The organism is Virgibacillus ihumii (assembly GCF_902726655.1).
GTDB lineage: Bacteria > Bacillota > Bacilli > Bacillales > Amphibacillaceae > Lentibacillus > Lentibacillus ihumii.
This window is the reverse complement of the sequence record NZ_CACVAN010000001.1, coordinates 1739167-1765100: the sequence shown is the minus strand read 5'-3', so window position 1 is coordinate 1765100 and position 25934 is coordinate 1739167. Positions and strand designations below refer to the sequence as shown.

Sequence of the window (25934 nt, the reverse complement as noted above, 5' to 3'; positions counted from 1 at the left end):
GTAATGTTAAAAAACACACAAATCTCGATTAAGGAGGCTGAGGGATGAGCGACACAATTCTAGAACCAATGAAATTAAAAACCTTAGTTATGGATAAACTTACTGAAGCAAGTGTACTTAAAGAACATGCAGAAATAGTAGCTGATGTATTAGTGCATGCTGATTTGCGGGGCGTAAGTTCCCATGGAGCTTTGAGAACTGAACATTATGTAAAAAGATTAAATAAAGGGGGGGTGAATCCCACCCCAAAAATTGAAATAAAAGAACGGGGTAAAAGTGCTGCTTTAGTCGATGGGGATAATGGTTTTGGACACGTCATTATGAAGGAGGCCATGGATAAAGCAATTCAACTTACAAAAGAAAATGGAATTGGAATGGTTGCAGTCACCAATAGTAGTCATTGTGGAGCACTTTCTTATTTTGCCGAACAAGCTGCAAAGAAAGAAGTTGTCAGCATGGTAATGACACAAACGGACAGTGCAGTTGTTCCTTTTGGGGGAGCAGAACCGTATTTTGGAACCAATCCCGTAGCTTATGGTTTTCCTGCAAGAAAGCATAAGCCCATTATACTTGATATGGCTACCAGTAATGTTGCACTAGGAAAGATACTTCATGCGAAAGAATCGGGGGAGTCAATTCCTGATTCATGGGGAGTGGATTCAAACGGTCAACCAGTAACAGATCCTAAATTAGTGAAATATCTTTTGCCTGTAGGTGGGCCAAAGGGATATGGATTAGCTTTAACAGTTGATGTACTTTCCGGTATTCTTACCGGATCTGAATTCGGAACAAGCATTTCGTCGATGTATGGTGATTACAAAAATTATCGAAGGTTGGGTCACGTCATACTTACAATTAATCCTGGGTTATTCATTAGTAAGGATGATTTTCTAAAAAATATTGACCTAATGATTGACGAGATTCACAAAGTTCAGCCTGCTGAAGGTCATAATCTTGTAATGGTACCCGGTGAACCCGAGCAAATAAAGGAAGAGGAGCTAATGAAGAAAGGGGTACCTGTAACAGAAAGTGTTTATAATTATTTAACTTCCTAAATCATATTAAGGGGGAATGCCGATGATATTTCTTTAGGATTTATAGGGTTCCACATAATTTTTATAAAAAATGGGGAGGTAAAAAAATCATGAAAAAAGTACTTGGGATGTTTTTGGGGTTAACAATTATTCTTCTGTTGGCAGCTTGTGGTGGAAGTGATTCTGCACAAGGTGAAGGTGATGGCGAAACAATAACATGGAAATTGGGTCATTTGGCAAACGAAGAGCATCAATGGCATAAAACTGCGGAAAAGTTTGCAGAATTGGTAAAAGAAAAGACAGATGGAAAATTGCAAATTGAAATTTATCCTAATGAGCAGTTAGGATCCGAAATCGAGGTATTAAATAGTATTGAAGCGGGTACCGTTGATATGACTATTTCGGGAGAGTCCATGCAGAACTGGGCTCCAGAAGCAGCTTTAATGGCTGTCCCTTATGCATTTAAAAATGAAGAGCACTTGAAGAAGGTTATTGAAGGGGAAATTGGTAAGGAGATTGAAAGTGCAATCAAAGAAAAAGTAGGTGTTACGCCACTTTATTATCATTTACGTGCACCTCGTAATTTAACATCCAAGAAACCAATAAAATCACCAGAAGATTTGGAAGGTTTTAAAATGAGGGTTCCAAATGTTCCGTTATTTATGGACGCTTGGGAAGCGGCAGGTGCAAGTCCCCAGGTTATGGCATTTAGTGAAGTGTTTACAGCAATTCAACAGGGAGTTATTGATGGTCAGGAGAATCCAGTCGACCTGATTCACAGTGCAAGTTTTTATGAAGTACAAAATTATGTTAATAAAACGCAACATGTGCGTAGCTGGATTTATGTAGTAGTGGGTAATGAACAATTAAATTCATTAAGTGAAGATATGCAGGCTGCTGTTAAAGAGGCAGCAAAAGAAGCTCAGGAATACGGCATGAAGCTTTATAAAGAAGAAACTGATAAATATATAAAAATGCTTAAAGATGAAGGTATGGAATTTGTTGAGGTTGATCAAGATGCTTTTGCAGAGGCTATGAAACCTGCAGTTGAAAAGAGCCTAAATGAAGAACAACTGAAGTTATATGAAAAAATTTTGAAGGCTGCAAAGTAAAACTTATGGGAACATCTTAAGCGATGTTCCCTGTTTTTAAGGGAGTGTTATCATGAAAGCGATTAGCGCATTAACGAGAATTCTAGAAACACTTACTGTAATTTTCTTTACGTTAATGATTTTTGTTGTATTATTACAGATTCTGGGTAGATATACGCCAATAAGTTATATCTGGACTGAAGAATTAACGAGGTATTTGTTTATTTATGCCATTGCATTTGGAGCACCTGTTGCTATGGAACGAAGAGCCTATATTACTGTTGATCTGTTAGTTGACTTTTTGCCTCAAAGGGTTAAAAAGGTTTACTCATCAATTATTTATTTAGTTTTGGGTCTGTTTTCCAGCATGTTAGTCTTTTACTCATATGACTTTGCTATGTTAGGACAAGGTCAAACATCTCCTACTCTCAGAATTGAAATGATATACATTTATTTTAGCATGATTATTGCATTTGTTTTTTTAGCATTGTACAGCTTTTTAAACATCTATTATATCTTTGCTGAAAATAATGAACAAATGGAAGAAGGTGTTGAAGAATGATGACAACGATTTTGTTTATATCATTTTTAGTTATGATATTCCTTGGAGTTCCGATTGCGTTTAGTCTAGGGCTATCGTCTTTCATATATCTTTTAACATCGGATATATCATTATCTGTAATACCTCAGAAAATGTTTGGAGGTATAAACTCATTTACATTATTGTGTATTCCCGGTTTTATTTTAGCAGGTAACCTAATGAATGCTGCTGGAATAACGAAGAGAATAATTGATTTTACTAATAATGTAATTGGGCATATTCGGGGTGGACTAGGACTGGCGAATGTTGGTGCATCTATGGGGTTTGCCGGTATTTCAGGTACCGCGCTTGCAGATACGGCGAGTCTTGGGTCTGTTCTAATACCAGCTATGAAGAAAGAAGGATACAGTGCGCCATTTTCTGTAGCGGTTACATCATCCTCTTCCACGATAGGACCAATCATTCCTCCGTCGTTACCAATGATCATTTTAGGTACTTTAGCTACCATTTCTATTGGTGATTTGTTTATTGCTGGTGTTATTCCCGGGGTTTTACTTGGTGTTGGATTAATGATTGTAACATATATTATATCAGTTAAAAGGCAATATCCTCGTGGAGAAAGGCAAAGTTTCGGTGTCATATTTAAATCCTTTTGGGGAGCGATTTGGGCCCTAGTTATGATTGTAGTTATTTTATACGGAATACTAGGGGGGCTATTTACTCCAACAGAGGCATCTATTGTTGCAGTTGTATATGCGATGATTGTGGGTTTGTTTATTTACAGAGATTTAAAATTTGGTCACATTCCAAAAATAATTTTAGATTCCGTTATTGAGGCTGCTCACATTATGATTTTGGTCGGATTTGCAAATTTATTCGCCTGGATTTTAATCAGTGAGCAAATTCCTCAATTAATTGCTGATTTGATTCTAACAATATCTGAAAATCCTATTATTGTCATCCTCTTAATAAACCTACTTTTGCTTTTTGTAGGTATGTTTATGGAAACAATTGCTGCTATTGTTATATTATTTCCGGTACTTTTACCCGTTGCAATGCAAATTGGAATGGAACCTATTCATTTTGGGGTTATGATGGTACTAAATTTGATGATTGGTTTGTCAACGCCTCCTTTGGGAGTCTGTTTATTTGTAGCATCGAGTATTGGAAAAGTTTCTATCGGACGTGCTTCAGTAGCTTTATTACCATTCATTGGGGTGATGTTACTCGTTTTACTTTTAGTAGCATTTATTCCTCAAATAACATTATTCTTACCAAATCTATTTGGTTAAAGGAAGTGATAATATGAAAGCAATACAAGTTTGGGAACCACATAATTTGAAAGTAGTTGATGTAGAAGAGCCTACAATAACAAAACATGATGAGGTTAAAGTTCGAATGAAAACAATGGGAATATGTGGTTCTGACATGCATATTTTGCATGGAAAAAATCCTTTTGCTTCCTATCCTAGGATTATTGGTCATGAAGTTGCAGGTGAGGTAATTGAGATTGGTGATTCTGTTTCAAATGTTAATCCTGGAGATAAAGTAGTTGTTGAACCAATGACTTCATGCGGAAAATGCTATGCATGTCAACAAAATAGACCGAACGTATGTGATTCGGTCGAAGTGTATGGAGTTCATTGTGAAGGTGGAGGTCGTGAGGTAATGGTAATGCCGGAAAAACTGGTACATGCCGTGAATCCCTCACTAGACTGGTCAGAAATTGCACTAATAGAACCTTTTACTATTGGTGCGCAAGCGGTATATCGTGGCGATGTTAAAAGAGATGACATGGTGTATATTATTGGAGCTGGTCCAATAGGTTTATGCTGCTTAAAAATGGCTCTTAATAAAGGGGCAAAGGTAGCGATTTCTGATTTCAATAAAGAAAGACTGGACTTTGCGCGTACATGGGGGGCAGACATTACCATTAATCCTCGGGAAGAAGAACCAGCTAAAAGAATAAATCACTGGACTAGTGGTATGGGTGCCAATGTCGTGATTGATGCCGTTGGTACTCCAAAAACCTTTGAGCAATCCGTGGAAGTTACCTCAACTGCAGCAAGAGTTGTTCTGCTTGGATTTCACTCGGAACCTTCAGAACTTTCACAAGTAAATATTACCAAAAAGGAATTAACAATATGTGGGTCAAGGTTGCAGACATACCGTTTTCCTAAAGTAGTTGATCTATTCAACACAATGGATTTTAATGTGAAAGAATTAGTTAGTCATGAATTTACAATTGATGAGGTTGAAAAAGGGTTTAAATTAATGGAAGATATGCCATCTGGAGTTCGAAAGGTTATCATCAAGATATAGAAGGTTAGAAAAATTCTTAATCAGGAGGCTTAATTAATGAACGAAATGTTTAATCTGGACGGTAAGTTGGCAGTGATTATGGGTGGGACGAGTACATTAGGATCCTCAATGGCCATTGGTTTAGCTAAGAGTGGTGCTGATATTATTCTTGTTGGTAGAAATGAAGAAAAGGCTGAGTCAATCCTAAATGATATAAGGGAACATAACGTAAAAAGTCATTTTGTTAAAGTTGATGTTAAAAAGATAGAATCAATCAGACATGCAGCAGAGGTAATAGATAAGGAACATGGAGGATGGGATATTTTAATTAATTCCGCCGGTGTAAATAGTTCCACCCCATTTTATGAAATTCAGGAAAATGAATGGAACGACATTATGGATGTGAATTTGAAAGCAACCATGTTTACTTGCCAGGAATTTGCAAATAATAACAGAAAAAGAAATCGTGGAGGAAGCATTATCAATATTTCTTCGGTGTCTTCCATAACACCGCTGACAAAAGTTGTAACTTATTCGGCATCCAAAGCAGCCATTAATAATATTACAGAATTTATGGCACAGGAATTGGCTAAAGATTCAATTAGAGTTAATGCTGTAATACCCGGCTTTTTTCCTGCTGAACAAAATCGAAAAATACTTACCGATGATCGTGTGAAATCTATTATGAATCATACACCTATGAAACGTTTTGGCACTCCCGAAGAATTGCAGGGTGCAGTTATTTGGCTTGCTTCTGAGAAGGCTTCCGGTTTTGTTACAGGGTCATTCGTTACAGTTGATGGAGGGTTCGGGGCAACGAAGATATAAAAAGGGGGATCGAATAAATGGTTAACACCTTAAAACAATTAATAGATTCAAAAATAGTAGCTGTAATTCGGGCTGATTCAAACAAAGAAGCATTAGATTACTCAAATGCATGCATAAGGGGAGGAATAAAAAGTATAGAATTAACTTATACCATTCCTAAGGCTGGAGCAACGATAGAAAAATTATCGAATCAATTTCCCGATTTACTTATTGGCGCAGGAACAGTTCTGGATGTTACAACGGCCAGGTCTGCAATCTTAGCAGGAGCTAAATTTATTGTTAGTCCTGGATTTGATAAAGATACTTCAGAGCTTTGTAATCTTTATCAAGTTCCTTATTTACCCGGGTGTATGACGGTAACTGAAATGATGACTGCGTTGTCTTCTGGTTGCTCAATGGTGAAGTTATTTCCAGGTAGCATGTTTGGTCCCACAGCAATACAACAATTTCTAGCACCTTTGCCACAGTTATCAATTATGCCAACAGGTGGTGTTAATTTATACAACCTAAATGAATGGTTTAACAACGGTGCGGAAGTCGTTGGTATTGGCAGTTCATTGTTAAAAGGAAGCCTTAAAGAGGTTGAAAGTCGTTCTAAGGAATTTGTTTCTAAGGCTTCGGAATTTGAGAGCTAATTAGTATACTAAAATGAGGTGGTCTTTTAACATGCGGATGATAATGAGATGGTTCGGAGAGGACAACGATACGGTTACATTAGAACAAATTAAGCAGATTCCCGGGGTAGAGGGAGTAGCCTGGTCTCTTCATAAGGTACCAGCGGGTGAAGAATGGATGGAAGAAGAGATATTCAATACTAAAAGGAAAGTTGAGAAGTTTGGTTTGAATATTGATGTCGTTGAAAGCGTGAATGTTCACGAGGATATTAAGCTAGGGTTGTCATCCCGTGAAAAATATATTGTTAATTTTATTAAAACGATTGAGAAGCTGGCTAAGGCTGGAGTAAAAGTAATATGTTATAATTTTATGCCGGTTTTTGATTGGACTAGAACTGAATTGTTTAAGAAGCAGGAAGATGGTTCAACAGCATTATTCTTTGAGAATAGTAAAATAAAAGATATAGAACCAATGAAACTTGTTGAGATGATTTCAAAGGAATCTTCTTATACTATGCCCGGATGGGAACCGGAAAGACTTGACCATTTATCACGATTGTTTGAACAGTATAAATTAGTTACTGAAGAAGATTTATGGGACAATCTGCAGTACTTTCTTGAAAGGATTATTCCTGTAGCTAAAGAGAATGATGTTAAAATGGCAATACATCCGGACGATCCACCATGGTCAGTATTTGGATTACCACGAATAATTACTAATAGTAATAATTTACGAAGATTTTTAAGCCTAGTTGATGATCCTTATAATGGAATAACCTTATGTAGTGGATCTTTAGGATCCAATCCAAACAATAATGTAGAAAAAATGGTGAGGGAATTTTCAGGTCGTATTCATTTTGCGCACGTAAGAAATGTAAAGACTTATGAAAATGGTAACTTTATTGAAACATCACATCGTACTAAGGACGGGTCTGTTGATATTACGAATATTGTTAAGGCCTACCATGAAACAGGTTATTCGGGATATGTAAGACCGGACCATGGAAGACATATTTGGGATGAAACAAGTAGACCAGGATACGGATTATATGATCGTGCACTTGGTATAATGTATTTGTGGGGGCTTTGGGATTCGTTGGAAAGTCGTGTATAATATGTTTATCAGCATAGTTAAAAGGAGAGGTGACTGCCTCCCCTTTTGTTTTTCTACATCCACATATATAATGAATTTAAATAAAAATTGGTTAAATTATCAAATGTTCCATCAGTTTAGTTCCAGTATTAATCAGTACCTCACATAAACGTACCAAACCAATACCCCAGACCTGTTCCAATATAGTTTCCAACAATATAGCCAAGGGTTCCTACAAGCAGAATCGGCACTATAAGTTTATTCCATCCTTTTGCTATTGCCATTGCAGCGGCAGTAGTTGGACCGCCAAGATTTGCGTTACTGGCGAGCAGGACCTCCTCCAGATTGAATTTGAATAATTTACCCAGAACAAGTGAAAATAACAGATTCATTAGTACAATGATCAAAACAAATACAAGTAGTAAAGGCGATGTTGTAACCACCAGTGCAATGGATGCTGGTACACCAATCACAACGAAGAACAAATAAATCAGAAATGTTCCGATTTCCTGTGTACCCCTGATATTTTCAAAGTAATTTGGCATTAGGATCACGGCAAGAACTGTTAGTGTTGTCAGCATGAGGTAGCGATCACCAATGATTCCACTTAAAATTTGATAGAATATGTTTACATTTTCACCATCAGGAATAATTCCGGCAAAGAAATCGGCAAGATGAAATGATATGGTGACCAGTGCGAATGCAGACGCAACACTAAGTGCGATGTCTTTCAAGGAAATTTCATTTCGCTTCCAGAATGATGCTGCCTGTGTTTCATCTTCATCATCGGATGCTCCAGACTCGACTTCATCAATGTGTGGTGTCCTAAATTTGCTTCGAAAAAAGCTAAATGTCGGGATAGCCATTAACACAAAAAAGAACGTTGCCATCATCATATTGTCTGCAACTACCGTGGCGGATACCAGTTCACCCGGTGTTTTAAATTTGGCGGCCATTGCGGCAAAATTAACCCCGCCACCTGTATAGGATGCTGACATCATGGCGCCGATTTTATCCAGGTGTGGTATAAAATCCTTTAATAACATGAATGATAGAATCGTTCCAGCGACTGTTCCGGCAGCACTTAAAAAGAAAATTGTCAGCATCCGGCCGCTTTCCTGCCAGATTTTCTTAATGTTTGCCTGAAATAACAAAAGCGGGATCGCTAGCGGAACTACATAACTCCACACCGCGTCATAAACACTCGAATCAAGCGGTATCACATTTAAGTTGGCCAGAACCATTGCACCTATCAACGCAATAATGGCTCCTGAAATTTTGGATGCCCATGTAAATTTCTGTTCCAAATAAATACTCACTGCTGCCCATCCTGTCAGGAAAGTCCAGAGTGCCCATGTGTTGTCGGGAGAAATTAATGATGTTTCCATGATATTCACTCCTGTTTAGTTTTTTTCAATTCTACCAGAGACTTTTAACTTTTATAACCATTTAAAATAGTCTGTTATTCCCATTTAATTGAAAGCGATTTCATATTATAATACAACAAATTGGACCATCCACTTGTCCAATTTGTATGAAAGGATTGCACACTATGAAACTACTACCGGTAAAGAAAAAAAGGGTATACCACGTGATTGTGGAGCAGATTAAGTCAGCAATTGAAAGGGAGGAAATTGTTCATGGTGAAAAGATGCCTTCTGAAAGATACTTAGCGCATGAATTATCTGTTTCCAGAACATCGGTAAAAGAGGCATTCAGTGTTTTGGAATCTGCAGGTGTGGTTGAGATTAAGCATGGAAGTGGGGTATATCTCAGGAAAAATACGAAAGAGGACCTTATTTCCAAAATGAACGCGATTATCCGTGGTGTTACGGTGGATATCGTGGAGTTAATGGAACTGAGGCTGGCAATCGAACGGGATGCTGCCTACTATGCGGCGGTTCGTGGTTCAGAGATGGATATTCAAGCTATATATGTTGCATTACGTGAGTTGAAAAATGCTGTTTTGCAGGGACATGTTGCAGCTGAAGAGGACTTAAGTTTTCATATGGCTGTTGCCAAGGCGGCCGGTAACTCGGTTATTGAGAAAGTGATGTATATGCTGTCGGATCAAGTTTTGGAAGGATTAAAAGAAAGCCGCTCCAATACGCTGATCCATCCGAAAAACAGTCAAGTGATACTGGAGGAGCACCGGAAAATTTATGAAGCGATCGAGGCAGGTGATGCGCTGGAAGCACAGGAATCCATGAGTAACCATCTGCATAATGTCAAGGAGCGGTATTTGTAACCATACCAAAAAGGGAGGCGTACGTTTATGAGTTCAGAACAAGGGGTTCGTTATCAACAAACAACTACTCCGGAGGCACCAACGCCACCGGAAACATTTAAGGCAAAGTTAAAAGCAGTTGGGCCGGGTTTTGTCACTGCTGCTACCGGTGTCGGGACCGGTGATTTAATAGCTGCACTTGTAGCTGGGGCAGGTTTGGGTATGACACTTATGTGGGCTATTATAGTTGGAGCTATTTTTAAGTATTTTTTCACGGAAGGTATGGGGAGATGGCAGCTGGCAACAGGAAGGACGATTCTGGAAGGTTGGCACTCACTTGGTAAGTGGGCGACAGGATATTTTGGTGTTTATTCTATATTGTGGGGATTCAGTTATGGTGCGGCAGCCATGTCGACGAGTGCAATTATGATGGTGACGATGTTCCCAATCATGCCATTATGGGCCTGGGCAATTATTCATGGTCTTGCAGGTATGACGCTTGTTTTGACAGGGAAGTATAAACTGTTTGAAAATGTCATGACGGTAATGATTGGCATCATGTTTGTAACGATTGTGGGATCAGCACTCATTATCATGCCGGAAATTGGAAATGTTTTAAGCGGTTTGGTACCCCGTACCGGCGACGGTTCACTGCTATTAGTGATGGGCTTGCTTGGCGGAGTCGGCGGGACGATTACGATGGCTTCCTATGGTTACTGGGTTCGTGAAAAAAAATGGGAAGGCAAGCAGTGGATCCCGATGATGAAATTGGACACCGCGACAGGTTATATCATTACAGCAATTTTTACAGTATCTTTATTAATTGTTGGTGCGGAATTTCTGTATGGAACCGGAATTGAAATAAATGGCGAAGAAGGATTAGTAACACTGTCAAATTTGTTTGAAGCGGAATTCGGAACGGTTGCACGCTGGATGTTCCTTATTGGTGCTTGGTCTGCAGCATTTTCATCCTTATTGGGGGTCTGGAATGGTGTTCCGTATTTGTTTGCAGACTTCGTTCGGATTTTGAAGGCGAAAGGGAAGCGTCCTGATAAACCGGTATCGGAAAAAGATCCGGCTTATCGTGCGTATTTGCTGTGGTTGACGTTCCCGCCAATGCTGATTTTGTTCTTTGGCAAACCGGTGTTTATCGTTATTTTGTATGGTGCGCTTGGGGCATTGTTCATGCCGTTTTTGGCAATTTCACTGATGTGGCTGCTGAATTCAAACGCAGTGGATAAGGATTTCAAAAACGGTTGGCTGGCTAATACCGTATTGACTGCCTGTGTGCTTTTATTTGGGTATCTGGGAATTATTGAACTGATTAATATGTTTTAATTAGGAGTGAGCAAGCTTTGACGTATGATTATGCAATTATTGGCGGGGGGATTATCGGGCTGTCTGTAGGTATGGAACTAACAAAAAAACACCCGGAGGCGTCCGTTGTTATTTTGGAAAAAGAATCCGCAATATCCCTTCACCAGACCGGGAGAAACAGTGGTGTTATTCATTCAGGAATATACTATAAACCTGGCAGTTTAAAGGCGGAACTGGCACGAAAGGGAAATAAACAATTGGTAGACTTTTGCAAAGAACATCAAATAGACTATAAGGTGTCGGGAAAAGTCATTGTTGCGACGAGTGAAGAAGAAGTGCCTTTATTGGAGGATTTGTATCAGCGTGGGCTGGAAAACCAGCTCGCCGTTGAGAAAATATCAACAGAAGAATTGCGACGAGCTGAACCACATGTCAATGGAATCACCGCCATTAAAGTTCCAAGTACAGGGATTGTCGATTACAGGCAAGTTTCGAAACAATTCAGTGCTGCCATTACGGAAAATGGCGGTGATATTTCATTGGATACTGAGGTTAAGGATATTACATTTGAACAGGGAAATGTTGAACTTTCAACAAATAAGGGTACTGTTGAAAGTCGCTTTCTCATTAATTGTGCCGGGTTATTCAGTGACCGGATTGCTCAAATGGCAAATGTTATGCCGGATCTGAAAATTGTCCCTTTCCGCGGCGAGTATTATGAATTGAAACCTGAGAAGCAGCACCTTGTAAAAAATTTGATTTATCCGGTTCCGAATCCTGATTTTCCGTTTCTCGGTGTGCATTTCACCAGAATGATAGATGGTAGGATACTTGTTGGCCCGAATGCGGTTTTCAGCTTTAAACGCGAAGGCTATAAAAAATCTGACTTTCAATTAAAAGATTTTTTTGAAGGGCTCACATATCCGGGATTTCTTAAATTGGCGGGCGGAAATCTGTCTGAAGGCTTGAAGGAAATGGTCCGGTCATACAACAAGAAAGCTTTCATTAAAGAGGTGCAGCGATTTATTCCGGAGATAGGCATTGACGACTTGATTCCTGCAAAAGCCGGTGTGCGTGCACAGGCTCTGGATCAGGAAGGGAATTTATTGGACGATTTCGCGATTATTCATGACAGACGTGCGTTACATGTTTGCAATGCCCCATCCCCGGCGGCAACTGCCAGTATAAAAATAGGGGAGAAGGTTGTTCAAATGATGGATCAGGAAAAATAACACAAACAGGGGGAGTTGCTAATATGACTTTTACAAATCAGGCTCATCCCGCATCATCTTGCACAAAGCCTTGCGGATATGGGGCATGACGTTCAGATTCAAATCGAGCCAAACAGCTTTGGGCGCGGACAGATTATTTTAAGGGACTCGAAAACTGGTGTGCTGATTGGTGGTACTGAGTCAAGAACGGATGGGGCGATTGCAAGCTGGTAAGACAGGTGGTGAACGTATGAAAACACAATGGAATCTATTTATCGCCTTTTTTCGGGTGGGCATGCTCGGATACGGCGGTGGACCGGGATCGATTCCGCTGATTCATGTTGAAACAGTGAAAAAATATAAATGGGTAACGGATGAAGAATTTGGTGATATTTTGGCCCTGTGCAATACGTTGCCGGGCCCGATTATTACGAAGATGGCTGGTTATATCGGACATCGGAATTCAGGGATTTTGGGGATGCTGAATGCAGTGTTCGCATCCATTCTGCCGACGATTTTTTTGATGATATTATTGTTGACCACTTTGTCCTCATTTAAAGACTTTGATTGGGTGAAAGGTATGACAGCTGCTGTCATACCTGTTGTCGGTGTGATGCTGGCAGTTCTTACCTGGCAGTTTCTGAGTAAAGCGGGCAAGGGACTTGGCTGGTTGAAAACAATTGTTATGTCCGTCATTATTCTGATAACCCTGCAGTTAGGGGTACACCCGGGAATTGTCATTGGTGCACTTTTAATCCTGGCTTTAGTGCAGAAAGATAAAAGCCGTAATGATGATAAAACAAGGAAAGGGGCAGAGTCATGATAGTGTACTGGCATATTTTTTTAGCCTTTTTCATTCCGGGAATTCTTGGCTATGGCGGCGGTCCTGCCTCGATTCCATTGGTGGAAAATGAAGTGGTGGACCGGTATGAATGGATGTCCATTCAGGAATTCAGTGAAGTGCTTGCGTTGGGTAATGCACTGCCCGGTCCGATTTCAACTAAAATGGCGGGATACATAGGGTATGAAGTTGGTGGCATTCCTGGTGCGATTATCGGTGTGTTCGCAACAGTTGCCCCATCACTGATTCTGATGATTGCACTATTAGGTGTACTATATAAATACAAAGATTCGCCCAAAGTACAACGATTGACGATGTATGTACGCCCGGTTATCGCTCTCCTGCTCGGTCTTATGGCATGGGATTTTTTTGTGGAATCATATGATGGAATCGGTATCTGGCAAACAGCTCTGTTGATTGCAGGAAGTTACATTCTGCTTGAACAGGTCAAACTCCATCCGGCATTTGTCATTGCTGGTGCGCTTGTGTATGGGGGATTCTTTTTGTAAGGTTGTTCAACAAGTGTTTGTACCATCCCAATTCTATCGAATAATCTGCAAGTTTCTGATAATTTACAACTGTGATAGAATAATAGCAACTATCTGATAATACTTTGGGGGAGAATTGTGTGGGAACAGCGGTAAAGTTTTTTAGGGAAGAGGTTGTCAAAAGCTTTTTTGAAAGTGTTTATGATGGGGTCGTTGTGGTTGATTGCGATGGTTTTATTCAATATATGAGCAGTAAATATTGTGAGTTTCTTCATGTAAAAAAGAAAGATGTTGTAGGTACACATGTGGAAATGGTTATTGAAAACACTAGAATGCACATTGTGGCCAAGACCGGGAAAGAAGAAATTAATGATCTGCAGTATCTGCAGGGGGACTATGTAGTAGCCAACCGGATTCCGATTCACGACAATGGGAATTTAATTGGCGCTATCGGAACCGTAATTTTCGACGACCTTGAAAAATGGCAGCAAATGAATGTACACATTAAGAAATTGCTGGCTGAACTGGATTTTTACCGAAAAGAATGGCATGAAACAAATGGTGCCAATTATTCACTACAGGATTTGGTCGGAATTTCAACGGAAATCGGCCGGCTTAAAGAACAGGTTGTGAAGCTTGCCAGTGGTGACATTTCAGTATTGATCCTCGGAGAAAGCGGTACCGGCAAAGAATTAATATCGCATAGCATCCATCAGTTAAGCGAGCGCAGCCGTAAGCAATTTGTTAAAGTTAATTGCAGCTCAATACCTGAGCATTTGCTGGAATCGGAGCTGTTTGGTTATGTGGAAGGGGCGTTTACCGGAGCTAAAAAAGGCGGGAAGATGGGAAAATTTAAATATGCTGATGGCGGAACGATTTTTCTTGATGAAATCGGTGATATGCCCGAATATATGCAGGTTAAGCTGCTCCGGGTGCTTCAAGAGAAAGAATATGAACCTGTGGGGGCGCTCTATTCTGAAAAGGTTGATGTACGGGTAATTACCGCAACAAATCGCCCTATAGAAAAAATGATTGATTGTGGTGATTTTCGGGAGGACTTGTTTTACCGGATAAATGCTGCCCAGTTATTTTTGCCCCCTTTACGCGAACGAAGCGAAGACCTGAGCATACTTGCCCGCCATTTTTTGAAAAAGGTCACGGCAAGGATGAATAAGCGGGTTAAAGCTATTGACGAAGATGCCATGACATTAATCAAGAGCTACCATTGGCCGGGAAATATCCGTGAACTGGAAAATGCTATTGAAGTGGCGATTCACTTGTGTGAAGGAGAATCGATTGATGTACAGTCGCTGCCAGCTTATCTTAAAAAAGATGAAGCACATACCGAAAAAAGAACCCTGAAACAGCAGCTGGAAGACAGGGAGAAACAGATTATTGAAGAGACGCTGAAAAAGCATCAGTATGACAAAATAAGGTGTGCCGAAATACTTGGAATTGGTAAGTCCAGTTTGTATGAAAAGATTAATCGGTATAATATTGGTTATTAGTCTGCAGTTTATTCCGGATTTCTGGAAAGCCTTCCAGGATTCCGGAATTATTTTTGTGTGGAGCTTTGAGAGTCTGTTTTGTACATGTTTACACTGTGCAAGTCCGAAATACTGGAAAAGGTCAGGACTACATCAGTTGTTGAATGGCTCTGTATTAGTTGGCATATTTTTTGCTTATATAAATAATGAGAACTTATAAGAAGTTCTAAAAATGTATGCGCTTACTTACGAAGGAGGTCATTATTTTGGATATCGGTTATATGACAAGAGGCATCATGAAGCATGGCAGTCAGCTGCAGCGGCAAAAAGATGCTATTCAGCTGGAAAACGGCCAGAAATGGACTTACGAAGAACTGGATCGGATTTCAAATCGGTATGCAAACAAACTGAAAGAACTTGGGGTGGAAAAAGGGAATCGGGTTGGTATATTGCTTTTTAATTGTTTGGAGTATTTTGGTCTTTATTTTGCTGCCGCCAAGTTGGGTGCAATTGCTGTCAGGTTGAATTTTCGACTGACTAGTCATGAATTTGAATATGCGTTAAACGATTCCGGAGTGAAAATTTTATGCTTTCACTCCGAACTTGCGGATACTCTGGGTGAAATCAAAGATAAAGTGAATGTTGAAGAATATGTTTGTCTTTCAAACGTTAATCAGCATCCACCGGAATGGTCCTTAGGCTGGGAAACTTTGAGAAATGGATCAGTTGCGGAAGTTGAATCAAAAACAATTCAGATGGATGATCCGGTCATGCTGATGTATACCTCCGGCACAACAGGCAGGCCAAAAGGTGCGGTGTGGACCCATGCTAATACATACTGGTTTTCGGTGATGCAGATTATGAAATGGAATTTTACCGGCAATGAAATTGGTATGACAACCGGTCCGTTATATCATGTAGGCGCAATGGAAGATACTGCCTTGCCGGTTTTAATGGCTGGAGGGACTGTAGTTATAACGAGGAGTGGAGGGTTTGATATAAATCGAGTGATGCAGGTTATGGAAGAACAGCATGTTACCGATTGCTTTATGTACCCGTTTATGATTTATGAAATGCTTCATGCGGAAAACGAATCGATAAAACTTAAGAATCTCAAACATATCTATACGGGAGGTGATTCGCTTATTCCTTGGGCAGTCGAACAGATGGATGAGCAGTTTCCGCATATTGGAATCAGCCAAGTATACGGCCTCACGGAAGGAACACCAATTGCAGCTTCTCTGGATGCCGGGGATATTTTTAAAAAAGGTCATACAGTTGGAAAGCCGCTTCCGATGACTGATATTAAAATTGTTGATAACGATAAAAACGTTCTTGGGGTTGGAGAGATTGGTGAAATTGCTGTGAAGAGCCCGGTTGTATCCAATATTTACTGGCGAAAACCGGAAGCAACAGCCGAAACATTCATTGATGGCTGGTGTTTTACCGGGGATTTGGGAAGTTTTGATGAGGATGGGTATCTTTCCATTGCAGGAAGGAAAAAAGATATGATTCGCAGTGGCGGTGAAAATATTTATGCTGCTGAAATTGAAGACGTCCTGATGCGGCATGACAAAATAGTTGATGCATCCATTATCGGCGTTCCTGATCCTAAGTTCATTGAGACGGTTTGCGCCGTTATTGTAAAAAAGGAAGGCGAAAAAATAACGGAGCAGGAAGTGGTTGATCATTGTAAACATTATGTCGCCAGTTACAAAAAGCCGCGTAAAGTAATTTTTGTTGAACAATTGCCCCGGACACCATCCGGAAAAGTTCAGAAATTTATTTTGCGGAATCAGTATGGAGATGGGGCAGGAGTTAACTCGTAATGTGTTCAATGGATTGCTGAGATTTTTAAACAAAGGGGAGGTTCTTTCATGTTTGGTTTATCACCATTAATGACATTTATGCTGTTCATCTTCTGGCCGGCATCGGTTGTGGCAGCAGGATTATGGGGGATACTGGCATTCAGGGATGAGAAGGAGGAGGAGAACTGATGGACGGGGATATAATAATTTTACTGATTGGTGTCGCATACCTGTTATTAGTCCTGGTTATTGGATTGTACTCCATGAAACATCAGAAAGATATGGATACATATTATACCGGTGGGAAACGGTTTGGTCCTTGGCTTGTAGCACTTGGTGTTTCATCAACCACTATGTCCGGGTACGGATTTATCGGCTTGACTGGCCTTGTTTATCAAAATGGTTATCCGATATTCATGATTGGAATATTTGCGACAGCAGGGATTTTTGTCAGTTTTTTAATTTTAGCAAAACCGATGCGAAAGATTGCGGAAAAATTCGGTTCGATGACCATTCCGGATATTCTGGAGGCCCGGTATAACAGTAAGGCAGTACGGGCAATTACTGCTTTGGCAATACTGGGAGGTGCAATTGGTTACCAGATGGCGCAATATAAAGCACTGGGTAATATGCTGCAAACAGTTTTGGGTGTTGATTACCAGATTGCGTTATTTATTGGGGTAGCAATTCTTACTATTTATGTTGTAGCCGGGGGGATGATCAGCGCTCTTTGGACAGACTTTATGCAGATGATTGTGATGGTTGTCGGTTCACTGATTGTCTTCATTGGCGGGATGAATCTGGTTGGTGGTATGACACAGTTAAATAATGAAATTTCATCGATCAATCCAGATATGGTCAATGCATTCCATACCGCGGGTCCAATCGGAATATTTGCGTTTATTTCCTACTTTTTTATATACGTAATCGGTCACCAGGGACAGCCGCATGTTGTTTCAAAGTTTTATATGATCCGCAAGGTTTCCATGCTGAAGTGGGCTTGTGTCATTGCCGCCTCCACGTATGCAATTACTGCTCTGTTATGGTTTGTTGGATTGTATACAAAAGTTATGGTACAGCGTGGTGAAATGGCGGCACCGCCTTCACCCGATCTTGTGGCACCACTGTTTATCGAGAATTTCTTTCATCCGGCAATTGCAGGAATCATTTTTGCGGCGGTAATGGCTGCAATTATGTCAACCAGTGAAGCGTTCCTGCTGGTCGCAAGTTCTTCAATTGTCCGGGATATCTATCAGCAGATTATAAAGAAGGGCGAAAAGTTACCTCAAAAGAAAGAACTTGCCCTATCAAGATGGATTACATTAGCCGTTATTGCATTGACATTCCTGTTGTCACTAAATCCGCCGGATCTAGTCGGCTGGCTCGGTAACGCTTCCTGGGGAATTTTTGTCGCGTCGCTGGTACCCGTGTTAAGTATTGGTCTGTATTGGAAGCGGGCTACAAAAACTGCTGCAATCTGGTCATCATCCTTGGGCCTGGTATTCAGTATCGGACTTTATATTTTGAAAGTAAAAGAAATCTATGTTCCAGCTTTGGATACCGGTGCTATAGCCTTTATTATCTCAACAGCAGCATTCATTGGTATCTCGCTTGTTACGAAGCAAGAGTCCAGTGAAGTGTTTGAGCAAATTTCGAAAAAGAATGTGTCCTAGTTGGATAGATAAAAAGTTGACGAAGCTTGTCGACTTTTGGTTCTCGCAGAATTTATTAAGCTTTGAGTCTCCTGTTAAACAACTGGAGGCTCTTTTTATGTAATGATATGTATACTTTTACAAGTTTAGTCAGCAACACAAGCAGGATTGTTTATCGCTATGTCGAATTAAGCAGTATTGGATTATATATTACTAAAAGGAGAGATAATTTCAATGAAACTAGTAACCATACGAAAAGACGAAGGGAATTACCCTGCGGTAAAAACCGAAAGCGGGATATTGGACTTATCCACATACATGCCCGATGCATCCAGTGTACCGGAGCTTATTGAAAAATATTCGACTCAAGACATACGTAAAGTGGTTCAACAAGCAAAGGATTTTATAAAGGAAGATTCACTTAGCATAGGCCCTTCTATTGACGATCCCGAAAAAATCATCTGCATCGGTAAAAATTATGGCAAGCATGCAGCGGAAACGGGCTCGGATATTCCTGAATTTCCGATCTTGTTTAATAAATTTAAAAATGCACTGTCAGGAGATGGCGATACAATCAAACTGTCGGATGTTGCAAAAAAAATAGATTATGAGGCTGAATTGGCTATTGTTATTGGCAAGGAAGCAAAAGATGTGTCAGAACAGGATGCACTTGATTATGTCTTTGGTTACACGGCCGCAAATGATTTGAGCGCGAGGGATTTGCAGTTCAGGACGAACCAATGGCTTCTGGGAAAAAGTCTGGATGGATTTTGTCCAATTGGACCTCACTTGGTAACGGCAGATGAAATTGAGGATCCAAATGCTTTGGAAATCAGCTGTACCGTTAACGGGGAAGTACGACAAAAATCTAACACTGGGGATATGATATTTTCGTGCAAAAAACTGATCAGTTACATTTCACAGTACATGACATTGAAACCGGGTGATGTCATTTTGACCGGGACCCCTGAAGGCGTTATTTTGGGATACGATGAGTCTGAACAAGTTTGGTTGCGGGATGGCGATCAAGTAGCAGTTGAAATAGAAGGGATTGGCGAACTTCGTAATACGATGAAGGGTTAAGCGCCGAGCCAGGCACCTGTCCAACAGGTGCCTATCAATACCGGATCAATCGGCGGTATCTTGCTGGGACAGAGGAGCCTGTCCCTCTGTCCCTGACATCTCAATAAATTGACGAACTGCAAACGGCTGGTATTTATTCTTTTTCCAGATCATGCCTAATTCCAGGTTAACGACAGGCTTGTTAAATGGAATGGCAATGATTTGTTCATTGTTAATGCGTTCATAAATTTTACTAGGCAATAAGGCAATGCCCAGTTTTGCTTCAACCATTTCGACCATAAAGTCTTTCTGTGAGCTTTCACAAACGACATTCGGATAGAAGCCTTGTTTATCGCATGCCTGGATAATCTTATCATGAAGGGAGAAATCATTTCGATATAAAATAAACGGCTCATTTTCAATATCAGAGAACTCGATTGTCTTATTACGAGCCAACGGATTATCTTTGTGCACAATAAGCATTAACGGGTCTTTTAATAGTTGAATGGTTTCAAAATTTTCTTTTTGAACAGGTAAATTACATATTAAACCAATATCCAGTTCTCCTTCGCTAACACCGGTTTTTATTTTGTTCGTACCTACTTCCGTTAATAGAATATTAATGGAAGGATAGGCTTCTTTGTATCTGCTGATCAGTTTAGAAAAAAACACAGCACCTATAATCGGCGGAATTCCAATTTTAATTTCCCCTCTTTTTAAATCAATGACATCATTTAACTCCGTTGTTAAATTCTCAAAAGCATCCAAAACATTTTTCGCATTGACTAAAAAAGCTTGTCCGGCATCCGTTAGCTCCAATCGCTTAATTCCTCTGTAAAAAAGGGTAACACCGAGCTCATCCTCCAGGTTTTTCATCGTTTTGCTTAATGAGGGCTGGGAAATATGGAGAATTGAGGCTGCTCGTGTGAAATTTAATTGTCTTGCAACCTCAGCAAAATATTGAATCTGCCTTATGTCCATTACAAGCACCCTTTCCAAACCGTAATATGTACTTGTTCTTCATTATACTAAAAGGTATAGCTAAAAGTAATAGGGTTTATGCAAAACATATATTTCTGTTACTGACTTGAGTCGAGTAAAATAATAAGTAGATGATGGAAGGGGAGGAATAGGAATGTCAGATTACGTTAAGGCAGGCAATCTACAAGTTGCAAAAGAGCTTTATGATTTTGTTAATTCGGAAGCGCTCCCGGGAACAGGTCTTGACAATGAAAAGTTTTGGATGGATTTTGGAAAACTTGTTGCTGATTTGGCTCCGAAAAATAAAGTATTGTTAGAAAAACGTGCTGATCTTCAAAAGCAAATTGATACATGGCATGAAGAAAATAATGTGTTTGATTTTGATGCGTATAAGTCATTTCTGGAACAAATCGGTTATTTAGAGTCTGAAGTGAAAGATTTTAATATAACGACAGAAAATGTCGACGATGTTATTACACGTCAAGCGGGGCCGCAGCTTGTTGTGCCGATCGACAATTCACGATATGCTCTCAACGCTGCCAACGCACGCTGGGGTTCACTTTATGATGCATTATATGGAACGGATGTTATCAGTGAAGAAGGTGGTGCGGAGAAAAAAGGTTCCTACAATCCTGTGCGTGGTGAAAAAGTTATTGCTTACGCTAAAAAATTCCTTGATGAACATATACCACTTCGAACATCTTCACATACACAAGCAACAAAATATGCAATCGTGAACGGTGAATTGGCAATAACCTTGAAAAATGGTGAAACAACAGGATTGAAGGATGCAGCAAAACTTGCCGGCTACCAAGGGAATACAGAGGAACCAAGCGCTGTCCTGCTGAAAAATAATGGGTTGCACATTGAAATTCAAATCGACCGTAATCATTCGATTGGAAAAACGGATGAAGCAGGTGTGAAAGATGTTTACCTGGAGTCCGCAACCTCAAGTATCATGGACTGTGAAGATTCAGTTGCAGCTGTGGATGCTGAGGACAAAACACTCGTTTACCGTAATTGGCTTGGTCTGAACAAGGGCGACTTAATATCGGTATTCACGAAGGGCGGCAAAGAAGTTACGCGTACGTTAAATCCTGATCGCAAATACACAGGACCAAACGGTGAAGAAGTCGCACTATCCGGCCGTGTGCTCATGTTTGTCCGAAATGTTGGTCACTTAATGACAAACAATGCCATTTTGGATACAAAAGGGCAGGAAATTCCTGAGGGGATTATGGATGCTGTGATGACAAGTTTGATGGCTAAACACGGTCTTTTAGGCAATGGCCCATACCAAAATTCTCAAAAAGGTTCGGTCTATATTGTTAAGCCGAAAATGCATGGCTCAGTAGAAGCTGCATTTACAAATGAATTGTTTGATCGTGTAGAAGATATGCTTGATATGAAGCGTAATACACTTAAAGTCGGGTTAATGGATGAAGAGCGCCGCACAAGTCTGAACCTGAAAAATTGTATTTATGAAGTAAAGGAGCGAATTGTTTTTATTAATACCGGCTTTTTGGATCGAACAGGCGATGAGATTCACACATCAATGGAAGCGGGTCCGATGATCCGTAAAGGTGAAATGAAAGCATCCACCTGGTTGGATGGTTATGAAAAAAATAATGTACGTGTTGGTCTGGATGCCGGTTTGAAAGGAAAAGCCCAGATCGGTAAAGGTATGTGGGCAATGCCGGATTTGATGGCGGATATGCTGGACAAAAAAGCAGGTCACTTAAAAGCGGGCGGGAACACGGCCTGGGTTCCTTCGCCAACAGCCGCAACGCTGCATGCACTTCACTACCATCAAGTTGATGTCAGAAAGGTACAAACGGAACTCGCTAAAGAGCAAAAGACTTACCGGGAATATATTTTACAAATACCAATTGCGGAAGATACGGACCGGACCGCTGATGAAATTCAGGAGGAGCTTGATAACAGTGCACAAACCTTGCTTGGTTATGTGGTTCGCTGGGTAGAGCAAGGTGTCGGCTGTTCAAAAGTTCCTGATATCAACGATGTAGCACTTATGGAAGACAGGGCAACACTTCGTATTTCTAGTCAAATGCTGACAAACTGGCTGTACCATGGAATTTGTACAGAAGAACAAATGATGGATACACTGAAACGCATGGCAAAAATAGTTGATGGGCAAAATGCTGGAGATGACTTATACCGTCCAATGGCGCCTGACTTCGATGACTCCGTTGCATTTCAGGCAGCTTGTGATCTTGTATTCAAAGGAAAAGAGCAGCCAAGCGGTTACACGGAACCAATCCTTCACCGACGCCGTTTGGAAGCGAAAGAAAAATATGGCGCAGTGAAACCAGGTTAACGGGACAGGGAGGAGAGATTCCTTGTCCCTCCTCTCTCATTTTTTCAACTTCTACTCTTATTTTCATTTTTACGGTTTTATTAATCTTACCGGGACAAATCGAATAAAGTATTATGTAATAAATTTTCGCATTATTGGAAATGTTGTATTGACTTTATCATAGCGCAGTGCTTAAATGTAGACAAAGTTATCGATTGACTAATGGAAGAATAGAACCATTTTGGTGCAGGTGCAAGAAAAATTATTAAGTATAATGATAGCGTTTTCATATTTTTTAAAAGGCGTAAAAAAGCTGTAAAAATCATTTGAACAAAATCAAGGGGGAAGATGTCATGAATTCCCAGGATTTATCGGAAGTTTTACCTGCAGAACAGGATATGGAAGGACATCCGCTCGGAAACGGCGGGGTTGAATTCATTGAAGCCCATTCTGAGGAAGATATTTCGAATGTTCTTGCCCGTGCATATAAAGACGATAAAACTGTCAATGTTATTTCAGGCGGAACAAAGCGCGGGTTTGGCGGTGCAATTGAACAGGCGGATATTTTATTATCACTTGCCAAGTACAAAGGCATTATCGAGCATTCGGTTGGAGATCTGACCATGACGGTAAGACCGGGTACGACGTTAAAGGAAATCACTGATAAATTAGCTGACAAAGGGCAGCGTGTTTCGCTGGATACCCCTTGGCCGGAGATGGCAACAATTGGCGGTATTGTCTCAAGCAATGACAGTGGACCGAAACGACTTTCTTACGGATTTGCAAGAGATTTGGTTATTGGTACCAGAATTGTTTATGCGGATGGCAGGGTTATCCGTACAGGAGGTAAAGTTGTTAAAAATGTTGCGGGTTATGATATGAACAAACTTTTTATCGGTGCAATGGGTACGCTTGGTGTCATTAGTGAAATCACGATTAAGCTGCAACCACTGCCAAAATATGAGGGACTGTTACTGCTGCATTTTCCTGAAGGCAGTGAACAGGTTATTCGTGACTTTTCAGTGTCCATTCTTGATTCCATGATGGAACCTGTCTCACTTGAAATTTTAAATCCTTCTATCTCAGAAAAAATGACCGGCAAAAGGCAATACACACTAGCGATTGCATTTGAAGACAGGGAAAATGCTGTTTTTGATCAGGAAAAACGGGTGTACGAACACTTGCCGAATGGTGTGACGTATACTGTCCTGCATGAAGAAGAGGCAAGACAGTGGTGGGAAAAATTCCGGCATTTTGGGCCTAATGGCTCCAATGACAGCGGGAACGATGCACTAACACAAGCAGCACTGAAAATCGGCAGCAATAATCTGGATGTGCTTGCAAACTTGGCTGCTGCTGACAGCCTTGCCGAGGAGCATCATGTTGCGATCGAAGCGCACGGGGGCATTGGCCATGGTATTTCAAGAGTATATATAGAAGGTTACCCGGAAGATATCGTTCCCTATATGAAAGCGTTGAGAACAAAGGTGGAAGAAAGAAAGGGGTATGCCGTTTGTACACATTTGCCGTTGATGCTTAGAGAGACGGTCAGTGTTTGGGGTGATAAGCCGGGATACTTTGCTTTGTTAGAAGGCATTAAGCGGACGAATGACCCCAAGGAAATTTTAAACCGCGGACGCTTTGTAGGAGGGATATAAATGAATGGGTCTGAAAACAGGCTGGCAACAATGCTCACGGAAGGTCAAGCTGACGTGCCCTGTCAATCGAAAACACTAGGAAATTATTTGTGGGATGATCTTCCTGATGAAAATAAATGGGCGGACTGTGTTCATTGTGGTATGTGTCTTGAAGCTTGTCCGACTTATCAGGAAACCGGTGAAGAACACAATTCGCCTAGAGGCCGTGTATATTTAATTAAAGCTGTTGCGGAAGGCAAAATCGATATTAATGAAGCTTTTTCGAAACCAGTATTTGATTGTCTCGATTGCCGTGCCTGTGAAACAGCATGTCCAGCTGATGTCCAGGTAGGTGGTCTGATTGAGGAAGCGCGCGGACAAATTCGCCAGGCGATGCCGTTAACTGGTATTTCCGGTGCATTCAGCCGTACGGTTTTGAAAGGTCTTTTTCCATATCAGAATCGGCTTAATGCGGTTGGCAGCTTAATGCGTTTTTACCAAAAAAGCGGCATTCAATCTGCAGTGCGGAAAATTGGCCTGCTGAATGTTATGCCAAACCACCTGAAAGATATGGAATCCATCCTCCGAAAGGTTGAAAAACCTGTACTTGGCAGATATCCGGAGGTCGTTCTGGCTGAAGGTGATACAAAACAGAGGGTAGGCATGTTAACCGGCTGCATAATGGACGTTATGTTCAATGATGTGAATGAATCGACCATTCGAGTACTCACACATAATGGGTTTGAAGTTGGACTGCCGGAAAGTCAGAGTTGCTGTGGTGCGCTTCATATTCACGCCGGCGAACGAGAGGCAGGGAAAAAGCTGGCGAAACAGAATATCGAGGCGTTTAAGGACTATGATAAGGTGCTTGTTAATGCTGCCGGCTGCGGGTGTGCACTCCAGGAGTATGATGAACTGTTCCGCAATGACCCTGAAATGCTCCCTTTAGCCGAGGAATTTTCCGCAAAAGTTGAGGATGTCTCTAAGTTTTTGTATGACAATGACTTTGAACGGCCCAAATCGGAAATCAATACAAAAATAACCTATCACGATGCGTGCCATCTGGCGCATGGTCAAGGTGTCCGTTTTGAACCGCGGCAGCTTTTAAACGAAATACCTGGCGTGGAAATGGTCGATTTACCTAATGCGGACAGGTGCTGCGGAAGTGCTGGAATATACAATCTTACACATCCTGATATGGCGGGTGCTCTTCTTGATCGCAAAATGGATGATGTTCCGGATAACGTGGAAATGATTTCGATGGGTAATCCCGGCTGCATGCTGCAAATTGCGATGGGTGTTAAAAAGTATGGCAGGAAAGAAAAAGTTGTTCATACCGTTCAACTGCTTGATTTGGCTTATGAAAAAGATAAAAAAGCAGCCAACAAATTGGTAGAATCCTAG

The 25934-nt window shown here is 40.7% G+C and carries 22 protein-coding genes and 1 pseudogene; 21 read left to right on the top strand and 2 right to left on the bottom strand.

What is annotated here, in order from left to right; translation table 11 throughout:
- Positions 1-44 precede the first annotated feature (44 nt).
- The 8 genes from allD to uxuA all read left to right on the top strand — a co-directional run bounded on the left by allD (position 45) and on the right by uxuA (position 7523).
- Positions 45-1055 carry an ureidoglycolate dehydrogenase gene (gene allD / locus HUX68_RS08720; protein ID WP_174614458.1) on the top strand — a complete coding sequence of 337 codons (1011 nt, stop codon included), beginning with the start codon at positions 45-47 and terminating at the stop codon, positions 1053-1055.
- Positions 1056-1144: 89 nt separating this feature from the next.
- A complete protein-coding gene (locus HUX68_RS08715; protein ID WP_174614457.1) occupies positions 1145-2146 on the top strand; it encodes a TRAP transporter substrate-binding protein in 1002 nt (333 codons plus the stop codon).
- A gap of 52 nt (positions 2147-2198) precedes the next feature.
- Complete coding sequence (locus HUX68_RS08710) at positions 2199-2687, top strand: TRAP transporter small permease (RefSeq protein WP_174614456.1); 489 nt, start codon at positions 2199-2201, stop codon at positions 2685-2687.
- Positions 2684-3958: a TRAP transporter large permease gene (locus tag HUX68_RS08705; protein ID WP_217424793.1), complete on the top strand. Its 1275-nt coding sequence runs from the start codon at positions 2684-2686 to the stop codon at positions 3956-3958. Before HUX68_RS08710 ends, HUX68_RS08705 begins: the two co-directional genes overlap by 4 nt.
- Before the next feature lie 13 nt (positions 3959-3971).
- Positions 3972-4988 (top strand): zinc-binding alcohol dehydrogenase family protein, encoded by a 1017-nt coding sequence (locus tag HUX68_RS08700; RefSeq protein WP_174614455.1) that lies wholly within the window; start codon positions 3972-3974, stop codon positions 4986-4988.
- Positions 4989-5024: 36 nt separating this feature from the next.
- On the top strand, positions 5025-5795 hold the full coding sequence (locus HUX68_RS08695; RefSeq protein WP_174614454.1) for an SDR family oxidoreductase: 771 nt from the start codon (positions 5025-5027) through the stop codon (positions 5793-5795).
- A gap of 17 nt (positions 5796-5812) precedes the next feature.
- Positions 5813-6430 (top strand): bifunctional 2-keto-4-hydroxyglutarate aldolase/2-keto-3-deoxy-6-phosphogluconate aldolase, encoded by a 618-nt coding sequence (locus HUX68_RS08690; protein ID WP_174614453.1) that lies wholly within the window; start codon positions 5813-5815, stop codon positions 6428-6430.
- Positions 6431-6461: 31 nt separating this feature from the next.
- Positions 6462-7523: a mannonate dehydratase gene (gene uxuA / locus HUX68_RS08685; RefSeq protein ID WP_174614452.1), complete on the top strand. Its 1062-nt coding sequence runs from the start codon at positions 6462-6464 to the stop codon at positions 7521-7523.
- 140 nt (positions 7524-7663) lie between these two features.
- On the opposite strand, the gene HUX68_RS08680 is transcribed toward uxuA, so the two are convergent.
- Positions 7664-8890, bottom strand: a complete 1227-nt coding sequence (locus tag HUX68_RS08680; RefSeq protein ID WP_174614451.1) for a DUF819 family protein — start codon at positions 8888-8890, stop codon at positions 7664-7666.
- 164 nt (positions 8891-9054) lie between these two features.
- On the opposite strand from HUX68_RS08680, the gene HUX68_RS08675 reads away from it, so the two are divergent.
- The 10 genes and pseudogenes from HUX68_RS08675 to HUX68_RS08635 all read left to right on the top strand — a co-directional run bounded on the left by HUX68_RS08675 (position 9055) and on the right by HUX68_RS08635 (position 19616).
- Positions 9055-9750 carry a FadR/GntR family transcriptional regulator gene (locus HUX68_RS08675; protein WP_174614450.1) on the top strand — a complete coding sequence of 232 codons (696 nt, stop codon included), beginning with the start codon at positions 9055-9057 and terminating at the stop codon, positions 9748-9750.
- A 27-nt stretch (positions 9751-9777) separates the two neighbouring features.
- On the top strand, positions 9778-11067 hold the full coding sequence (locus HUX68_RS08670; protein WP_174614449.1) for an Nramp family divalent metal transporter: 1290 nt from the start codon (positions 9778-9780) through the stop codon (positions 11065-11067).
- Positions 11068-11084: 17 nt separating this feature from the next.
- Positions 11085-12278 carry an L-2-hydroxyglutarate oxidase gene (gene lhgO / locus HUX68_RS08665; protein WP_174614448.1) on the top strand — a complete coding sequence of 398 codons (1194 nt, stop codon included), beginning with the start codon at positions 11085-11087 and terminating at the stop codon, positions 12276-12278.
- 48 nt (positions 12279-12326) lie between these two features.
- A pseudogene (locus HUX68_RS19300) lies at positions 12327-12491 on the top strand (gamma-glutamyltransferase); the annotation flags it as partial.
- A 16-nt stretch (positions 12492-12507) separates the two neighbouring features.
- Positions 12508-13080 carry a chromate transporter gene (locus HUX68_RS08660; protein WP_174614447.1) on the top strand — a complete coding sequence of 191 codons (573 nt, stop codon included), beginning with the start codon at positions 12508-12510 and terminating at the stop codon, positions 13078-13080.
- Positions 13080-13607: a chromate transporter gene (locus HUX68_RS08655; RefSeq protein ID WP_174616399.1), complete on the top strand. Its 528-nt coding sequence runs from the start codon at positions 13080-13082 to the stop codon at positions 13605-13607. Before HUX68_RS08660 ends, HUX68_RS08655 begins: the two co-directional genes overlap by 1 nt.
- A gap of 119 nt (positions 13608-13726) precedes the next feature.
- The gene (locus HUX68_RS08650; protein WP_246206637.1) at positions 13727-15094 is read left to right on the top strand and encodes a sigma-54 interaction domain-containing protein; all 1368 of its coding nucleotides are present in this window, start codon (positions 13727-13729) and stop codon (positions 15092-15094) included.
- A gap of 245 nt (positions 15095-15339) precedes the next feature.
- The gene (locus HUX68_RS08645) at positions 15340-16902 is read left to right on the top strand and encodes a class I adenylate-forming enzyme family protein (RefSeq protein WP_246206636.1); all 1563 of its coding nucleotides are present in this window, start codon (positions 15340-15342) and stop codon (positions 16900-16902) included.
- Positions 16903-17069: 167 nt separating this feature from the next.
- Positions 17070-18554, top strand: a complete 1485-nt coding sequence (locus tag HUX68_RS08640) for a sodium/proline symporter (protein ID WP_246206635.1) — start codon at positions 17070-17072, stop codon at positions 18552-18554.
- Positions 18555-18767: 213 nt separating this feature from the next.
- Positions 18768-19616, top strand: a complete 849-nt coding sequence (locus tag HUX68_RS08635) for a fumarylacetoacetate hydrolase family protein (RefSeq protein WP_174614446.1) — start codon at positions 18768-18770, stop codon at positions 19614-19616.
- A gap of 45 nt (positions 19617-19661) precedes the next feature.
- Here the strand turns inward: HUX68_RS08635 and HUX68_RS08630 are convergent, their stop codons facing one another.
- The gene (locus HUX68_RS08630; protein ID WP_174614445.1) at positions 19662-20576 is read right to left on the bottom strand and encodes a LysR family transcriptional regulator; all 915 of its coding nucleotides are present in this window, start codon (positions 20574-20576) and stop codon (positions 19662-19664) included.
- Positions 20577-20730: 154 nt separating this feature from the next.
- Between HUX68_RS08630 and HUX68_RS08625 the strand changes: the two genes are divergently transcribed.
- The 3 genes from HUX68_RS08625 (at position 20731) to HUX68_RS08615 (ending at position 25934) form a co-directional block, all read left to right on the top strand.
- Positions 20731-22914, top strand: a complete 2184-nt coding sequence (locus HUX68_RS08625; protein WP_174614444.1) for a malate synthase G — start codon at positions 20731-20733, stop codon at positions 22912-22914.
- A 332-nt stretch (positions 22915-23246) separates the two neighbouring features.
- The gene (locus tag HUX68_RS08620) at positions 23247-24551 is read left to right on the top strand and encodes an FAD-binding oxidoreductase (RefSeq protein WP_174614443.1); all 1305 of its coding nucleotides are present in this window, start codon (positions 23247-23249) and stop codon (positions 24549-24551) included.
- The gene (locus tag HUX68_RS08615) at positions 24552-25934 is read left to right on the top strand and encodes a (Fe-S)-binding protein (RefSeq protein ID WP_174614442.1); all 1383 of its coding nucleotides are present in this window, start codon (positions 24552-24554) and stop codon (positions 25932-25934) included. It abuts the gene before it with no gap.

Bases quoted from the DNA above. Each gene is read 5' to 3' on its own strand.
- allD (WP_174614458.1), top strand. From the start codon at position 45: ATGAGCGACACAATTCTAGAACCAATGAAATTAAAAACCTTAGTTATG.
- HUX68_RS08715 (WP_174614457.1), top strand. From the start codon at position 1,145: ATGAAAAAAGTACTTGGGATGTTTTTGGGGTTAACAATTATTCTTCTG.
- HUX68_RS08710 (WP_174614456.1), top strand. From the start codon at position 2,199: ATGAAAGCGATTAGCGCATTAACGAGAATTCTAGAAACACTTACTGTA.
- HUX68_RS08705 (WP_217424793.1), top strand. From the start codon at position 2,684: ATGATGACAACGATTTTGTTTATATCATTTTTAGTTATGATATTCCTT.
- HUX68_RS08700 (WP_174614455.1), top strand. From the start codon at position 3,972: ATGAAAGCAATACAAGTTTGGGAACCACATAATTTGAAAGTAGTTGAT.
- HUX68_RS08695 (WP_174614454.1), top strand. From the start codon at position 5,025: ATGAACGAAATGTTTAATCTGGACGGTAAGTTGGCAGTGATTATGGGT.
- HUX68_RS08690 (WP_174614453.1), top strand. From the start codon at position 5,813: ATGGTTAACACCTTAAAACAATTAATAGATTCAAAAATAGTAGCTGTA.
- uxuA (WP_174614452.1), top strand. From the start codon at position 6,462: ATGCGGATGATAATGAGATGGTTCGGAGAGGACAACGATACGGTTACA.
- HUX68_RS08680 (WP_174614451.1), bottom strand. From the start codon at position 8,890: ATGGAAACATCATTAATTTCTCCCGACAACACATGGGCACTCTGGACT.
- HUX68_RS08675 (WP_174614450.1), top strand. From the start codon at position 9,055: ATGAAACTACTACCGGTAAAGAAAAAAAGGGTATACCACGTGATTGTG.
- HUX68_RS08670 (WP_174614449.1), top strand. From the start codon at position 9,778: ATGAGTTCAGAACAAGGGGTTCGTTATCAACAAACAACTACTCCGGAG.
- HUX68_RS08660 (WP_174614447.1), top strand. From the start codon at position 12,508: ATGAAAACACAATGGAATCTATTTATCGCCTTTTTTCGGGTGGGCATG.
- HUX68_RS08640 (WP_246206635.1), top strand. From the start codon at position 17,070: ATGGACGGGGATATAATAATTTTACTGATTGGTGTCGCATACCTGTTA.
- HUX68_RS08635 (WP_174614446.1), top strand. From the start codon at position 18,768: ATGAAACTAGTAACCATACGAAAAGACGAAGGGAATTACCCTGCGGTA.
- HUX68_RS08630 (WP_174614445.1), bottom strand. From the start codon at position 20,576: ATGGACATAAGGCAGATTCAATATTTTGCTGAGGTTGCAAGACAATTA.
- HUX68_RS08625 (WP_174614444.1), top strand. From the start codon at position 20,731: ATGTCAGATTACGTTAAGGCAGGCAATCTACAAGTTGCAAAAGAGCTT.
- HUX68_RS08620 (WP_174614443.1), top strand. From the start codon at position 23,247: ATGAATTCCCAGGATTTATCGGAAGTTTTACCTGCAGAACAGGATATG.
- HUX68_RS08615 (WP_174614442.1), top strand. From the start codon at position 24,552: ATGAATGGGTCTGAAAACAGGCTGGCAACAATGCTCACGGAAGGTCAA.